Below are 17,571 nucleotides of genomic sequence, written 5' to 3' on the forward strand. Positions count from 1 at the left end.
AAAAGCGGCTCTATTTGCCTAATGTTGCACAATTGTTATGCAAAAAATTCAGATGGATACGAAAAAAATGGTCTACATCGTTCAACTTTCATTGCAATTATCCTTAACAAAATTGTAGGATACTTACACATATTGGCCTTTTTTGAGCAATTTATTACAACTCAAACTTGCTAATAAGTCGGTGTTATCCAAATCCCACCTATATAAACCACTAGTTTGTGGTCAAAAATAAATGGATATCACTAAGGATTGTTTTTCTCGCAAAATTTTTCCTGCGAGAGACAGAAAGGACTCAAACCGCCAGCACAGGCAGGTTTAGACTCATAAATATAAAAGGACAAGGCTGACTAAGTGCAAACTAGTTACGCCTAGATTTAACTGGAAGGATGTATCTATGGTAGATCAAGAGCAGAACTCACAGGGTCTGTATACTCCTGAATTGGAGCATGACGCTTGTGGTATCGGTTTTGTAGCTCACCTAAAAAACCGTAAGTCTCATGAAGTAGTGACCCAAGCACTAGATATGCTAGCTCGAATGGAACACCGTGGTGGCCAAGGCTGCGATCCGTGTTCAGGTGATGGCGCAGGTATCTTGCTGCAAAAACCACACGAATTTCTACTTGAAGAGACGGTAAAGCTGGGTATCAAGCTGCCATCTTTTGAAAAATACGGTGTTGGTGTTGTACTTTTCCCTAAAGATGAACACAAACGCGCACAGTGTCGTGACATTCTGGAGCGCAATGCACAACGCCTAGAGTTAGAAGTAATCGGTTACCGTGTGTTGCCAACTGATAACTCAATGATCGGCGCAGACCCACTGAGCACAGAGCCTCAATTCGAGCATGTATTTATCTCTGGTGGTCCAGGTATCACACCTGAAGAGTTAGAGCGTAAACTGTACGTTCTACGTAACTACACGGTTCGAGTATGCCTTGAGAGTGTGTCTAACATTGGTGATGACTTCTACATCAACTCTATGTCTTACAAGACGGTTGTGTACAAGGGTCAACTAACCACTGAACAAGTACCTCAGTACTTCCTAGACCTACAAAACCCAACGATGGTAAGTGCTCTTGCGCTAGTTCACTCTCGTTTCTCTACCAATACATTCCCTCGCTGGCGTCTAGCACAGCCTTTCCGTTACATCGCTCACAACGGTGAAATCAACACAGTTCGCGGCAACCTGAACTGGATGAAAGCCCGTGAAGCGATCATCGAATCTGACCTGTTCACTCAGGCTGAGATCGACATGCTACTGCCTATCTGTCAGGAAGGCAGCTCGGATTCATCTAACTTCGATATGGCACTTGAGCTCCTAGTTCTATCTGGTCGCAGCCTGCCACACGCATTAATGATGATGATCCCTGAAGCATGGCAAGAAAACAAAAACATGGATCCAACTCGTCGCGCGTTCTACCAGTACCACGCGAACGTAATGGAACCGTGGGATGGCCCGGCATCTGTATGTTTCACTGACGGTGTTCAAGTAGGTGCAACCCTTGACCGTAACGGTCTACGCCCTTCTCGCTACACAGTGACCAAAGATGACTTCCTAGTAATGGCTTCAGAGTCTGGTGTTGTTGAAATCGAACCAGAGAACGTTGAGTTCCGTGGTCGTCTACAACCAGGTCGTATCTTCGTCGCTGACCTAGAGCAAGGTCGCATCATTTCTGATGAAGAAGTGAAGGACGGCATTGCATCAGCACAGCCATACGAGAAGTGGGTTGAAGAGAACCTACTGAGCCTGAAAAAACTGCCAGATGCGAGCAACGAATTCAGCCAGCCTTCACCAGAGAAGCTACTGCACAAGCAGCAAGCGTTTGGTGTCAGCTCTGAAGAAGTCAACGAAATCATTGTACCGATGGCGAAAGATGGTAAAGAGCCACTTTCTGCAATGGGTGCCGACTGGCCGCTAGCGATTCTTTCGCACCAGTCACAACATCTATCAAACTACTTTAAGCAGCTGTTTGCTCAGGTAACTAACCCGCCAATCGACCCGATTCGTGAGCGCATGGTTATGTCGCTGAACACTTACCTAGGTAAGGATCAGAACCTACTTGCTGAGTCTCCAGAACACTGTCAAAAAGTAGAGCTTGAGTCGCCAGTTCTATCTAACTCTGAGCTAGAAAAACTGCGTGCTATCGATAATGAGCACCTTCAAGCGAAAACGCTAGACATCGTATTCCAAGCAAGCGAAGACGAAGGAAAACTAGAGCGCGCACTTAAGCGTATCTGTCAGTACGCAGAAGATGCAGTTATCGATGGTTACTCAATCATCCTTCTAACTGACCGTGCGGTTAACTCTAACCACGCAGCAATCCCAGCAATGCTGGCGGTTGGCGCAGTTCACCACCACCTAATCCGTAAGGGTTTGCGTGCGAAGTGTGACATCGTGGTTGAGACAGGTGATGCGCGTGAGACGCACCACTTTGCAACTCTGATCGGTTACGGCGCAAACGCTATCAACCCATACCTAGTTATTGAAACTATGGTTGATCTGCAGCGTACGAAGAAGCTTGATCCAGAGACAAACGTTCGCGAACTGTTCGAAAACTACCGTAAATCAATCAACGGCGGTCTTCTGAAGATCTTCTCGAAGATGGGTATCTCTACGCTGCAGTCTTACCACGGTGCACAGATCTTTGAAGCGCTTGGTATCAGCAAGTCTGTGGTTGATAAGTACTTCACTGGTACGGTTTCACGTATCCAAGGTCTAACGATCGATGACATCGCGAAGGAAGTTCTAGTACGTCACCGTATCGGTTTCCCAACGCGTGAAATCCCAGTACAAGTTCTTGATGTTGGTGGTGTTTACCAATGGAAACAACGTGGTGAAAAACACCTGTTTAACCCTGAGACTATCTCACTACTACAAGAATCAACGCGCAACAAAGACTACGCTCAGTTCAAGAAATACGCGAAAGCGGTAGATGACCAAGGCGATAACGCAGCAACGCTACGTAGCCAACTAGACTTTGTTAAGAACCCAGCAGGTTCAATCCCGCTAGAAGAAGTTGAGCCAATCGAAAACATCCTCAAGCGTTTCGCAACAGGTGCAATGTCATTCGGTTCGATCTCTTACGAAGCGCACTCAACACTGGCAGTAGCGATGAACCGCATTGGCGCGAAGTCGAACTCTGGTGAGGGTGGTGAAGACCCAATGCGTTTCGAGCGCAAAGAGAACGGTGATTGGGAACGCTCTGCAATCAAACAGGTTGCATCGGGCCGTTTCGGCGTGACGTCTTACTACCTGACTAACGCAGATGAGCTACAAATCAAGATGGCTCAAGGCGCGAAACCAGGTGAAGGTGGTCAACTACCAGGTGATAAGGTTGATGACTGGATCGGTGCAACGCGTCACTCGACTCCGGGCGTAGGTCTAATCTCGCCACCGCCGCACCACGATATCTACTCAATCGAAGATTTGGCTCAGCTGATCTACGACTTGAAGAACGCAAACCGCGCTGGCCGTGTAAACGTGAAGCTAGTATCGGAAGCGGGTGTTGGTACCATCGCATCAGGTGTTGCTAAAGCGAAAGCTGACGTTGTACTTATCGCTGGTTTCGATGGCGGTACAGGTGCATCACCAATGTCTTCTATCCGTCACACAGGTCTACCTTGGGAGCTAGGTCTAGCAGAAACGCACCAAACGCTTCTGAAGAACGGCCTACGTAACCGTATCGTGGTTCAATCTGATGGTCAGATGAAAACTCCTCGCGACCTTGCAGTAGCAACGCTACTGGGTGCTGAGGAATGGGGTGTAGCAACAGCAGCGCTTGTCGTTGAAGGCTGTATCATGATGCGTAAGTGTCATAAGAACACCTGTCCTGTTGGTATCGCAACACAGAATAAGACTCTGCGTGAACGTTTCGACGGCCGCGTAGAAGACGTAGTAACCTTCTTCCAGTACATGGCTGAAGGTCTACGTGAAGTGATGGCTGAGCTTGGCTACCGCACTATCGATGAGATGGTAGGTCAATCGCACAAACTGAAAGTGCGTGAAGACATCCAACACTGGAAATACAAGAACCTAGATCTGTCTCCTGTGCTTCACATTGAGCAAGCTCGTGATGAAGATGGTGTTTACAACCAAACACAGCAGAACCACAACCTAGAAGAAGTTCTAGACCGTAAGTTGATTCAAGCTGCGATTCCAGCACTCGAAAAAGGCGAAGCCGTAGACGCGGAATTCCCTATCATCAACACGGACCGCTCTGCGGGTACCATGCTATCGAACGAAATCTCTAAGGTTTACAAAGACGCAGGTCTACCTCAACCAATGAATGTGAAATTCAATGGTTCTGCGGGCCAATCTTTCGGTGCTTTCCTTGCTAAGGGCGTGAAGTTCGAAGTGGAGGGTGATGCGAACGATTACTGGGGTAAGGGTCTATCTGGCGGTACGCTAGTACTTTACCCAGATGCGAAATCAACCATCGTTGCTGAAGATAACATCGTTGTCGGTAACGTATGTTTCTACGGCGCGACCTCTGGTGAATCATACATTCGCGGTATGGCGGGTGAGCGTTTCTGTGTACGTAACTCAGGCGCGAAAGTGGTTGTAGAGGGTGTTGGTGACCACGGTTGTGAATACATGACTGGTGGTGTCGCAGTAATCCTTGGCTCAACAGGTCGTAACTTTGCGGCAGGTATGAGTGGCGGTGTGGCTTACGTTTGGGATAAGTCTGGTGACTTCGAAACTAAGCTAAACCCTGAGTTGGTAGACCTAGATCCAATCGAAGAAGAAGATCGTGAACTACTGAAAGAGATGCTAACTAAGCAGGTTCAATTCACAGGAAGTGAAGTTGCTCAGTCTTTCCTAGACAACTTTGAAGTAAGCCTAGCCTCAATGGTTAAGGTTATGCCGCGCGACTACAAAGCGGTACTTCAAAAGCGTAAGGCTGAAGCAGAGCAAGCACAAACGGAACAAGTGGAGGCAGTATAATGGGTAAGCCTACTGGATTTTTAGAGCACGGTCGTGAGCTTCCAAAGAAGCTCGACCCATCGGTTCGTATCGAAGACAACAAAGAGTTCGTACTTAACGAAGAGTTTGGCGACAAGATCAATACTCAGGCTTCTCGTTGTATGGACTGTGGTGTCCCTTTCTGCCACAGCGGTTGTCCGATTGGTAACATCATCCCAGAATTTAACGACGCGGTTTACCGTGACAGCTGGGAAGAGGCTTGGAACATTCTAAGCTCTACCAACAACTTCCCTGAATTCACAGGTCGCGTGTGCCCTTCTCCTTGTGAGAGCGCTTGTGTTCTTGGTATCAACCAAGACCCAATCACTATCTGTAATATCGAGAAGACAATTGTAGAAACTGCGTACCGTGAAGGGTACGCAAAACCTAAAACGCCTCGTTCTCGCACAGGTAAAACTATTGCAATCATCGGTTCTGGCCCTGCAGGTCTTGCAGCGGCTGAACAGCTCAACAGTGCAGGTCACTCTGTGACTGTATTTGAGCGTGATGAAAAAGTTGGTGGCCTACTGCGCTTCGGTATTCCAGACTTTAAACTGGGTATGGACGTAATTGACCGTAAGGTTAACCTTATGGCCGAAGCGGGCGTTGAGTTCAAAGTTAACCAGCACATCGGTGTTGATGTGAATGCTCAGCAGCTTCGTCAAGAGTTCGATGTTGTACTGCTAACAGGTGGTTCAACGGTTCCACGTGACCTTCCAGTTCCAGGTCGTGAACTGAAAGGCGTTCACTTCGCAATGGAATTCCTTGGTCAAAACAACCGCCGTGCGAACGATATGGATCTTAAGGGTGAAGAGATTCACGCGAAAGACAAACATGTTGTGGTTATCGGTGGTGGTGATACGGGCTCTGACTGTGTGGGTACCTCTAACCGTCACAAAGCAGCAAGTGTGACTCAGGTTGAGATCATGCCGATCCCACCAGAGAAGCGTCCTGCGAACATGCCTTGGCCTCAATACCCAATGATCATGAAGACAACCACCTCTCACGAAGAAGGTTGTGAGCGTCACTGGAACATTCTGACCAAAGAATTTATCGGTAACGATAAAGGCGAAGTCACTGGTCTACGTATTGCTGATATCGTTTGGCAAGATGCTAAGCCAGGTGAACGCCCAGGGTTTGAAGAAGTAGCAAACTCAGAGCGTGTTATTCCATGTGACATGGCGTTCCTAGCGATGGGCTTCCTACATCCAGAACCAACAGGTGTACTTGCTCAACTTGATATCAAACTAGACGAGCGCGGAAACGTGGCAACGGATGGTTTCGCAACAAGTCAGAAAGGTGTGTTTGCTGCGGGTGATATGCGTACTGGTCAATCTCTGGTTGTACGTTGTATCAACGAAGGTCGTGAGTGTGCTATCGCGATCGACGATTACCTAATGGGCAATTCAAACCTTGAAGCGAAAGCTAACTCTTTGATGCTTTCCGCATAGAATTTTAATAACAATTCCTTCCAAACTTTTGGCCAACACTCTGTGTTGGCCTTTTTTGTATCTCCGATTCCAGTCACTCATTATTTATCTATTTATCCATTTTTTATGAATTAAGACGAAAAAACCACATGCAACAATTATGATTAATAATCATTATCAACTGGGTTAATAAGTCTAAAAAATACGATAAAACAACAACAAAAGAATCGAACCGGTTAATTTTGGTTCGATTATTTAGATTAATTAACTATTCAAATAACCTTGAGCTAGAAACCTAACTACTTGCTATCAATTTTTTAACATGATAAGTATGGAGATCGCTTTAAAAGAACAAGAATCGTTCAATGAGAAAACCAGCAATTTTTCTGCAGGAGCAGTTAGGTTGGTTTCCCCAAATCGATGCTGCGAACGGCTTCGCACTCGACTGGGCTATAAGCTGAGGCTTCGGCACTGTAGTGATACATGCCAAAGGAACCCGCAGTCCAACTGCAAGCAATCAAGGAAATGATCGAATGAATCAGGAATATCGCTCGCTTTATGACAGCGAGCATGAACACTCCAGCTGTGGGGTGGGCTTCATCACCGATAAAACTGGTGAACAGACCCATCAATTGCTATCACTGGCCCACCAAGCTCTGTGTACTATTCCACATCGTGGGGGTATGAATGCAGAAGGCATTGGTGATGGCGCAGGGGTCAACATTGACCTATCGATTAACTTTTACCGTCATCTACTTAAGACCTCAAACCTTGAGTCAGGCGATTTTGGTGTTGCGAATTTTTTCTTTCCTTTCAATCGTGAACACCATACTCAAGCAAAACAACTCATAGAAAACTTTCTATCTAAATATCAATTGGATATCGCACTATGGCGCGAAGTCCCAATTGACCCATCGGCCGTCAATGATGCATCACGCGCCGTGCAGCAATCCATTCAGCAGGTGGTATTCTTGAATGGTGATTTGTCTCGCAACGCTGAACATTTCGAACACCAAATCAACCTCGCATTAGGTGAGATTGAATCGGTTGGCTTTACCGATGATGACCTATCGGGCTTCTATCCCTTATCGATGAGCTCAAAGACTCAGGTCTACAAAGGTCGCTTAAACTCATGGGAGGTCGTCCCTTACTTTAGCGATCTCAGCCACCCAGAGCATCACATCACTACCCTATTCTTCCACACGCGTTTTTCGACCAATACCGCGCCTGCCACCATGATGGCACAGCCTTTCCGTCGCATGGCGCACAATGGTGAATTGAATACCGACAAGAAAAACCGACTCAGTGAAGATGCCATCGCTCGACAGCAGCAAAAGCGCGTTATCTTTCCAAAGGGTCAGTCCGATTCCGCTCGACTCGACCAAACACTGGCGCGCCGCGTGGTTGAAGATGAACTGGATATCGTGACAGCAGTACTGGCAATGATGCCACCAGCATGGGAAAACGATGAGCGTCTCTCTCCTGAAGTGAAAGCGATGCTTGAGTACTTCAGCCTATCGGAAGAGAAAAACGATGGCCCAGCGGCTCTGATTTTCTCCGATGGTCAGAAGGTGGGTGCTCGACTAGACCGCTTAGGCCTTCGTCCATTACGTAGCGTTGAGACAGACCGCTACCTTGCTGTGATGAGTGAAGCCGGTCAGATCGATTTTCCTGCAGAAGAGATTGTCCGATTTGGTCGAATTCAAGCTGGCGGCATGATCTATTTCGATCACGCAACGGGTCGTAGCTATGAGACCAATGAGATCCTCGAAACTCTGGCTAAAGAGCGTAACTACAGCGCGCTGCTTGAATCGGCACGTATTACACTGGGTGACCTTGAAGCGTCATCTCTCGATAAAGTGACCGAGAACGATAACTTTAGCGCCTACAGTCGTCACGTGGCTTACTCTCTAAACCAAGAGAGCTTTAAATTCTTCCTTGATCCTATGATTGAGCATGGTGCAGAAAAGATCACTGCGATGGGCTTTGGCCTAGCGCCAAACGTGCTGACCGACGAAGAAGGCGGCATGTCCAAGTACTTCAGCCAACGCTTTGCACAGGTCACCAACCCACCTCTCGATTCTTTACGTGAATCGGATGGTATGACGCTGCGTGTTGCGCTGGGGGCCAAACCTAACTTCAGCCCAACCGAAACGGTTCAGCTTGTGCTTGAATCTCCAATTCTTCAACCACAGCAACTTGAGCAGATTTTTACGCAAGATCGCATCAAAGTAGAGACATTTGACGCCCTATTTAACCCGACATTAAACAGCCGTGAAGACAACGCACAGCGCGTATCAGAAGCACTAACTTCCCTCTGCGACCAAATTCAAAGCTCGGTTGAGGGCGGTACCAATATCATCGTGTTAAGCGATAAGCAGATTGGCAATGGCAAAGCTGCCCTACCCGCTATTTTAGTTGCAACAGCAGTTAACCAACGATTAATCAAGCGTGGCCTGCGCTTTGATGCCAGCGTGATTTACCAAACGGGCCAAGCTGCAAGTAGCCACGACATTGCATGTATTCTTGGTTTTGGTATCTCTGCGGTATGCCCAGTCTCGGTTTACCACAGAGCGAAAACGCTGTGTAACAACCAATCTATCGAACAAGGGCTCAAGAACTTCCAAAAAGCCTGCGAAAAGTCGCTGATGAAGACCATGGGTAAATTTGGCCTGTGTACAGTAGAGAGCTACATCGGTGGTGAGTTCTTCGAGTCTAACTTCCTTGATACCGACTCAGAACAGCTTAAGGCTTTCTTCCCAAATATCAGCTCGCCAGTTGGCGGGGCACAGTTTGATGATCTCGCGTGGAGCTCAGCAAAGTGGCACTTTAAAGCCCTAGCGATCAATGAAGAGAATCAGATTCCATTACTAGGTCTGTTTAAAGAACGCCAAGATGGCGCGGGCCACAGCTTCGGTAATACCGCGGTTCGTGAGTACATCAACATGACGCAGGAAGAGGTGCGCTACGTTGACCCCGTTGCTGAGCAAGCGCTTGAATCAACCGTCGCCACCAGCGAAGATGTCGCCTACAAGCAGACTGGCTATGAGAAACTCAGCCCTGAAGAGATCGATAAGTTCCAAGTAACGCCCGCTTATCGCGCCTTTGCTGACAATCTGTATCGTGAGCGTGAAACACGTCCTGCGACGTTGCGAGACATCTTGTTATTGCCTCTGAACTTCAATCAAGCTAAGAGTGCCGATGAGTTCTCTCACCTACTCGACCGCTTCCACTTTGAAGGCAATGTAAACTACTTGTGGTCAGGGTTAGAGGTGCAAGCGTCTTCCGAGGTCGCTAACCAATTTGTTCTTACTCTTAATAACCGTGAGCTTATTAACTCACTAAGAATTGCGATTGAGACCACTTGGTCAGAAAAAATAGAGCGTGTCGCTGTCGTCGATGAAACGATACATCTTACCGCCAAGCCTGTTCTTGAAGCTTTCTTATCTCGCGTTAAATCAACCAAATCATCGATTGCGCTTGAGCAAGTCGAGCCAGCTCACCTGATTACGCCAGCCTTTGCTTCTGGCGCAATGAGTCACGGTGCGCTTAACGCCAACGCGCACCAAGCCGTGGCACAAGGCACCAACATAGCAGGTGCGATGAGTAACTCAGGCGAAGGGGGTGAACACTCTTCTCGCTTCAACTCAATCAAGTCGAGCAAGATTAAGCAGTTTGCTTCAGGTCGTTTTGGTGTCTGGGTCGGCTACCTTGCAGACCCGCAGCTTGAAGAGATCGAAATCAAGATCGCTCAAGGGGCGAAACCGGGTGAAGGTGGTCAGCTGCCATCACCAAAAGTGACAGTAGAAATTGCCGCTGCACGTGGTGGTACTCCGGGCGTGGAACTTGTCAGTCCGCCGCCACACCACGATACCTACTCGATTGAGGATTTAGGTCAGTTGATCCACGACGCTAAAGCCGCTCGCGTGCGCGTGATCGTTAAGCTGGTATCGTCAGAAGGTATCGGCACCATCGCCGTTGGTGTCGCCAAAGCAGGGGCAGACGTGATTAACGTTGCGGGTAATACCGGTGGTACCGGTGCCGCGGCCGTAACCAGTTTGAAAAACACAGGACGTGCTGCAGAGATCGGTATTGCCGAAGTTCACCAAGCACTCAGCGAAAACGGCCTGCGCGATAAAGTCACACTTCGCTGTTCGAACGCACACCAAACTGGTATCGACGTCATTAAGTCTGCCATCATGGGCGGCGACTCATTTGAGTTCGGTACCACAGCACTGATGATGCTCAAGTGTGTAATGGCTAAAAACTGTAATGTGAAATGTCCAGCCGGCCTGACGACCAACCCAGAGTTGTATCAAGGCGATCCACGAGCCCTTGCTCAATACTTCCTAAACGTTGCCCACGAGGTTCGTGAGATCTTGGCTCGCCTCGGCTACAGCAGCTTGCAAGAGATCCGTGGTAAGAGTGAGCTGCTTCACCTTGCTAACCACCACAGCATTGTTGGTAAGCTCAATGTCACCGGTCTACTGCGCGAAGTCGACCTTGTTAAGGTTGCGAAACCCATTTATCTAGAAGCTGACTTCACGCCAGATGACAACCTTATTGAACAGTTACTCGCTGACTACTTTGAACAAGAAGAGCGCAACATTGTTCTCGATGCGGGTAAGCTCAATAACCGCAACAAATCAACAGGTGGTCAACTCTCAATCGACATCGAGCGTGCCCTGAACTACCAAAGCAAGGCGCAACAACACCCAGCAACACTCACAGCGGCTAATGGTCGTCGTTTCTTTGATGCCGAGTCTATCGTTGTCAAAAGCCACGGCAGTGCAGGTCAAAGTTACGCTGCATTTAATAACAGCGGTCTGGTCATGGAGCACACTGGTACCTGTAACGACGGTGTCGGTAAAGGCTCAAGTGGCGGTCATATTGTGGTTCGCTCGCCAAGTCAACGTAAACTGAAAGCAGGCAACAACGTCCTTATCGGCAACTTTGCACTGTTTGGCGCAACTGGCGGCCAAGCCTTTGTTCAAGGCGAAGCGGGCGACCGTTTTGCAGTACGTAACTCTGGTGCTGTAGCCGTGGTTGAGGGGGTTGGTGACTTCTGTTGTGAATACATGACTAACGGCTCAGTGATCAACCTTGGAGGCTTTGGTAAAGGCTTCGGCAACGGCATGTCTGGTGGTATTGCTTACCAGTACGACATCGATGGTCAATTCGTAAATAGCTGCAGCGCCGACTCAGTACTCACAGTGCCATTGATTGAACAAAACCCGGGATACGAAGAAGCACTTAAATGGCACCTAGAACAGCACGTTCGCTTTACTGGTTCACTCAAGGCGCAGCGTATCCTCAAAGATTGGCCGACCAGTCGCACCTTGTTCACGCTTGTAGTTCCATTTGCTCTATTACACAGCCAACATCCAGAGAGTATTCTGACCTCTCACACGCGTAAGCAGATGCTGGAAGAGCTCATCCAAGGCCAAGCCAATAACCTGATCGAAGCGGTGCACTTTGCCTACCGTGATCAAAAGGCTCTGTCTAATGGATTGAGCCCACAGTATGGCGATATGGATACACCGCTCATCTGTGATCTATTAACCCACAGTGGCGTGCTGCATCGAGCTCATCAACTCGCTAAAAACAGCGCCGGTGATGCTCAAGTGATCCAACGAATGTTTGAGCTGAAAGATAAAAAGCTCTACGACCAACTGCTTAAAGATGTTAAGGAAGCGGTCTCTAACTACAGCGACGATGAACTTTCAGTACTGCTCGCTAACAAACGCATTCAAGACTACAAGGCTTCACTCGAGAGACGCGATGTGTGGGATACCCACAGCCGCGGCACAACTGTGTGGATCATGGCAAGAGAACAAGATATCAGCAAAGATATGAAAGCGATTGAGCCAATCAATCAGCGCCTAGCAACGCTTTACTGCTACACCTTTGCCGATGTGATCCGCGAGCAGATCGAACAAGCAGAACAAGAAGCCCATACTCAAAATAATTGGGTCTACAGCTAGGCAACAAGCACGTTCAGCCCTATGAGCATAGTTTTGTTATGTGATTAGGGTGAACGTGAGCAGTTAACAACGCTGTAGATTCAAATATGACGAGTATTATCGCCTAAGGACAGGCAAAGTATTAAATAGGAAGAAAAATGAAAGTACCTCATTTGCCACAAGATATACCATTTAATGAAGACCAAAAAACTTGGTTGGCGGGCTTCTTTTCAGGCCTTCATTCACGCCTTTTGGTTAAGGAAGAGTCCGTTGTACATGCGGAGTCTAAGCCTCAAGTAAAAGGGCTAACCATCCTCTATGGTTCACAAACAGGTAACGCAGAGAGCGTTGCCTATGACACTGCAGAGAAGGCCAAAGAGTACGGCTTAACTGCCACCGTTCAAGATATGGATGACGTTGACGCGCAAGTCTTTGTTAAGTCATCGCGTATTCTGATTGTCACTAGTACCTACGGCGAGGGTGAACATCCAGATAATGCAGAGACTTTGTGGGAAACCATGAGTAGTGACAATGCACCTCAACTTAGTAACACCTACTTCTCGGTTCTGGCTTTGGGTGACACCAGCTATGACGATTTCTGTTTGGCAGGTAAAGAGTGGGATGAGCGATTGGTTGAGCTTGGGGCAACGCGTGTGACTGACCGTGTCGACTGCGATATCGACTTTGAACAACCTGCAGAAGAGTGGATGATCGCTACCCTACCGGCTATCGCGGCACAGGGCGCAGATAGCGAAGCGGTATCTGGCTCATCACCGGCAGCGAAGCAAAAATCCAAGTACGGTCGTAAGAACCCTCTGCAAGCAACACTGAAACATAAACGTGTGCTGACCCAACAAGGCTCAAGTAAAGAGATCGTACACTATGAGCTTTCACTAGAGGGTTCGGGCGAGTTCTACAAACCGGGTGATGCTCTTAATGTGATCCCAGAAAACCAACCTGAGCTAGTGAGCGCGCTACTCGATCACTTCCAGTTCAGCGGTGATGAGAAGCCATCATGGAATGGCGAAAACCACAGCTTACGTGAGCTGTTCACCAGTTACCTAGATATCCGAACGCCATCAAAAGAGCTAGTCAAAGCTCTTGCAGAAGCAGCCAGCGATCACCGAGTGATCCAGATGCTAGGCAGTGACGATACCAGTGCACTGAACGACTTCCTTTGGGGTAAAGATATCCTCGATCTTGTGAAAGCTTACCCAACAGTGTCGTTGTCACTGGCTGATATTTTATCTTTGCTAAGACCAATCGCGCCACGCGCTTACTCGATCTCATCAAGCTTAAACAAACATAACGATGAAGTTCACCTCACCATTGGCAGCGTGCGTTACAACAATGGTGAACGAGACTACAACGGTACTTGTTCGACATGGCTTGCAGACCTCGTTGAAGAGGGTAAGAAAGTCCCTTGCTACTTTGCACCAAACAAAAACTTTGCAGTTCCTGAAGATGATAAAGCGCCAATGATTATGGTAGGTCCAGGGACAGGTATCGCACCATTCCGCGCCTTCCTTGAAGAGCGTGAAGTGCAAGCGTCTCCTGGTGACAACTGGTTGATCTTTGGTGACCGCAATAGCGCTACCGATTATATCTACCAAGAAGAGATCGAAGCCTTGCAACAGAAAGAGGTACTGACGCGACTTGATCTCGCGTTCTCACGTGACCAAGAACAGAAGGTGTATGTACAAGATAAGATGCGCGACAACGGCGCTGAGCTATTTGCTTGGCTAGAGCGTGGCGGGTACTTCTTTGTTTGTGGCGACGCCTACTACATGGCGAAAGACGTCGATAAAGCACTGCATGAGATTGTTGCTGAGCATGGTGGTCTCGATGACGATGGCGCTAAAGCGTACGTCAATCAGCTCAAAAAGCAGAAACGCTACGTGCGTGATGTCTACTAGGCGTTTTAGCTCTAGGTAACACATTAAAAATAAAAGGATCTCATTAGGGATCCTTTTTCCTTTTTAAGTCATATAATTAACCCTTAGTATTATGACGATCATCAATGGGTAAGCCGTATACTCCCATTAAAGACAAAGGAAAAAACAATGAAAAAAATCGTCTTGCTCTCCACCCTTCTTATCGGCCTCGCAGGCTGTAGCCAAGGAAATCAAACAATGGAAGACAGAACCAAAAACCCATGTGGCGACAAGCCTAACTGTGTCTCAACTCAAGACACTCGTGAACAACACAACATTGCTCCATTTACTCTCGCTGATGGCGTCAGCCTGTCTCAGATTGAAGCGGTCATCTTACAACAGCCTAGAACCAAAACAGCCGTAAAGAATGACGATTACTTACGTGTCGAATTTACCAGCAAGATCATGCGTTTTGTCGATGACTTAGAACTCAAAGTTGAAGACAATAACCTTTTGGTTCGTTCAGAGTCTCGTACCGGTCACTCGGATTTCGGCGTCAACCGTAAGCGAGTCGATACACTGCGCGCAGAGCTAACAAAAGCAGGGCTCATCCAGTAACCCCACTCACTTGGTCACGTAAGAAAGAGTGAAAGGGTACCAGAGAGAAGTACACAAGTGCTGTCGCTTGATGCTTCTCTTCCATGCTACAATTTCACCCTATTGTAAAAACAACCTTATTAAGAGACTACACATGAAAATCGGCATCATTGGCGCAATGGAGCAAGAAGTTGCGATCCTAAAATCAGCAATCACAGAGATGACAGAAGTGAAAAAAGGCGGCTGTACTTTTTTCTCAGGTCAGTTAAATGGTGTTGATGTTGTGTTACTGCAATCAGGCATTGGTAAGGTAGCGGCTGCGGTAGGTACTTCTATTTTACTAAGCGAATACCAACCTGACGTTGTACTAAACACTGGCTCTGCAGGCGGTTTTGACTCAACGCTAAACCTAGGCGATGTGGTTATCTCTACTGAAGTTCGTCACCACGATGCAGACGTAACAGCATTTGGTTACGAGATCGGCCAAATGGCAGGTCAACCAGCGGCGTTCCAAGCTGATGCGAAACTAATGGATGTTGCTGAGAAAGCACTAGCACAAATGGAAGACACACACGCAGTACGTGGCCTAATCTGTACTGGCGATGCCTTCGTTTGTACTGCTGAACGCCAAGAGTTCATCCGCAAGCACTTCCCTTCTGTGGTAGCAGTTGAGATGGAAGCCTCTGCAATCGCACAAGCTTGCCACCAATTCCAAGTACCATTCGTTGTAGTACGTGCTATCTCTGACGTAGCAGACAAAGAGTCACCAATGAGCTTTGAAGAGTTCCTGCCTCTTGCAGCGAAGAGCTCTTCTGAGATGGTGATTAAGATGGTAGACCTACTAAAATAAGTCACTCAAGATGCAAACACTGTTTGATCAGGTATTTGCAAATGGCGTGCTCCTCGTAATGTGGGGGGCACTGCTCTTTCATTTAATTTTACCTATTCCTCACGCGGCTCATCCCGTGACCTTATGGCATAAGTTCGCTGAACTGCTTGCCAACAAAGTAAACAATAATCGCAACTACTCACAGAGTTTGATCTCTGGAACCTTAGCTTGGTTGTTGATGTGTTTCCCCGCCCTAATTCTGCTGATCGCCCTCAAGCCATTGATGTGGCAGCCACAACTTTTTGAACTGGCACTGCTGTTATTGGCCATTGATTGGCGTAACAACGAGAAGCTAGCCAGCCAACTTATTCGAGCGCTCAGCCAAGATAACAAACCACAAGCACGTAAGTTGCTCGCCCCGATTGTCAATCGACAAACCGACACACTGTCCACATTGGGCTTGGGTAAGGCATCGGCCGAGACACTCATTATGGGTTACGGGCGTAACGTCATCTGTGTGCTCTTTTGGTATGCCATTGGCGGAGGCATTGCTGCCCTGATGTATCGCTTAACGGTTGAATTGGCACGCGCATGGTCACCAAGCCGACAACGCTTTGCGCCGTTTGGTTCAAGTGTCATTAAAGTGGTGGCGGTTTTAGAATTCATTCCAATGAGACTGTTCTCACTGATGATTGTGGTTGGTCACAACGCAAGCAATACCTTCTCGATGATGCTGACTCAGAGTCGTTCTTGGCCACTACCGGGCCCCGCATGGCTTATCACCTCAGCAGGTAACAAGCTTGAGCTATCACTGGGTGGTCCTGCGATCTATGACAATGTCAAAGCAGTCAGAGCCAAGCTCGGAGGCCGAATTGCGCCCTCTGCACTCCACTTATCCCAACTGCAAAAGATGCTCGCTTGGCGTATATTGGCTTGGCTGATGCTACAAAGCGCTCTACTACTTATTATTCACCAAGGGATTTAACGTGAAATCTGCCACCTCTTGTGCCGTGCTGTCTGCACTCTCTGTTTGTTTTTGGCTACCTCAGGTTCACGCTGAGTCTTCTTCTTCTGATTCAGTAGCTGAAAAACGTGTCGTCAGCCTTGCTCCTCATGCGACAGAGCTGGCCTATAGCGCCGGACTGGGAGAGAACTTAATCGCGGTGAGTGACAGAAGTGACTACCCACCAGAGGCCGATAAATTGCCTAAGGTAGCCAACTACCAAGGCATAAAAGTAGAGAAGATCATCGCCCTACAACCAGACTTAATCTTAGCGTGGCCAGCGGGAAATCCACCAAGGGAGCTTGCCAAGTTGGAGCAGTTTGGTTTGGATATCTACTATTCACAAACCAAAAGCTTAGAGAGCATCGCTAGCAATATTGAACACCTAAGCGAATACGCCAGTGATCCTTCTGTCGGCCTTAACAACGCCAAAGAATATCGAGAACAACTGGAACAGCTCAGAGCAAAGTACAAAGATGCAGAGCCTGTACAATACTTCTATCAGCTAAGTGAAAAGCCGATCATTACAGTCGCACAGGGTCATTGGCCAAGTGAGGTGTTCGAATTCTGTGGTGGCCAGAACATCTTTGAAGATGCTGCAACCTCATACCCTCAAGTGAGCATAGAGCAAGTAGTATTGAAAAAGCCTGAGGTGATCTTCACTTCTCGTCATGCCATCGAGAATGGCACCATGTGGAAGGATTGGGCTAACGAGATCCCTGCAGTCGATAAAGAGCAGCTTTGGTCGCTCAATTCAGACTGGATAAATCGCCCGACGACACGAACTTTGCAAGCAATCCGACAAGTGTGCGATTACTTCGATAAAGCGCGCCAAAATCGCTAACTTTTTATTGCGATTTTTCGTACAATTCGCGCTATATCTGTCCCTCAAATTTTAACTATAAGAGCACCAGT

8 protein-coding genes are annotated in these 17,571 nt (G+C 47.8%); all 8 read left to right on the forward strand.

Annotated elements, in window-relative coordinates; genetic code table 11:
• Positions 1-394: 394 nt before the first annotated feature.
• The 8 genes from gltB to KI655_RS09465 all read left to right on the forward strand — a co-directional run bounded on the left by gltB (position 395) and on the right by KI655_RS09465 (position 17,500).
• Positions 395-4,942: a glutamate synthase large subunit gene (gltB, locus tag KI655_RS09430; RefSeq protein ID WP_285404066.1), complete on the forward strand. Its 4,548-nt coding sequence runs from the start codon at positions 395-397 to the stop codon at positions 4,940-4,942.
• Positions 4,942-6,411: a glutamate synthase subunit beta gene (locus KI655_RS09435; RefSeq protein WP_285404068.1), complete on the forward strand. Its 1,470-nt coding sequence runs from the start codon at positions 4,942-4,944 to the stop codon at positions 6,409-6,411. Before gltB ends, KI655_RS09435 begins: the two co-directional genes overlap by 1 nt.
• A gap of 512 nt (positions 6,412-6,923) precedes the next feature.
• A complete protein-coding gene (locus KI655_RS09440; RefSeq protein ID WP_285404070.1) occupies positions 6,924-12,374 on the forward strand; it encodes a glutamate synthase-related protein in 5,451 nt (1,816 codons plus the stop codon).
• A gap of 137 nt (positions 12,375-12,511) precedes the next feature.
• Positions 12,512-14,269, forward strand: coding sequence for a sulfite reductase flavoprotein subunit alpha (locus tag KI655_RS09445; RefSeq protein WP_285404071.1), 1,758 nt, complete (start codon positions 12,512-12,514; stop codon positions 14,267-14,269).
• Between the two features lie 147 nt (positions 14,270-14,416).
• Entirely contained in the window at positions 14,417-14,845 is a 429-nt protein-coding gene (locus KI655_RS09450; RefSeq protein ID WP_285404072.1) for a DUF1499 domain-containing protein, read from the forward strand.
• Positions 14,846-14,978: 133 nt separating this feature from the next.
• Complete coding sequence (gene mtnN / locus KI655_RS09455) at positions 14,979-15,674, forward strand: 5'-methylthioadenosine/S-adenosylhomocysteine nucleosidase (protein WP_239841577.1); 696 nt, start codon at positions 14,979-14,981, stop codon at positions 15,672-15,674.
• Between the two features lie 10 nt (positions 15,675-15,684).
• On the forward strand, positions 15,685-16,638 hold the full coding sequence (locus tag KI655_RS09460; RefSeq protein WP_285404073.1) for a cobalamin biosynthesis family protein: 954 nt from the start codon (positions 15,685-15,687) through the stop codon (positions 16,636-16,638).
• A 1-nt stretch (position 16,639) separates the two neighbouring features.
• Positions 16,640-17,500: a cobalamin-binding protein gene (locus tag KI655_RS09465; RefSeq protein WP_285404074.1), complete on the forward strand. Its 861-nt coding sequence runs from the start codon at positions 16,640-16,642 to the stop codon at positions 17,498-17,500.
• The last annotated feature ends 71 nt before the right edge of the window (positions 17,501-17,571 follow it).

Origin of the sequence: Vibrio sp. D404a, from assembly GCF_030248535.1 — a bacterium.
In the GTDB taxonomy this organism is placed as follows: Bacteria; Pseudomonadota; Gammaproteobacteria; order Enterobacterales; family Vibrionaceae; genus Vibrio.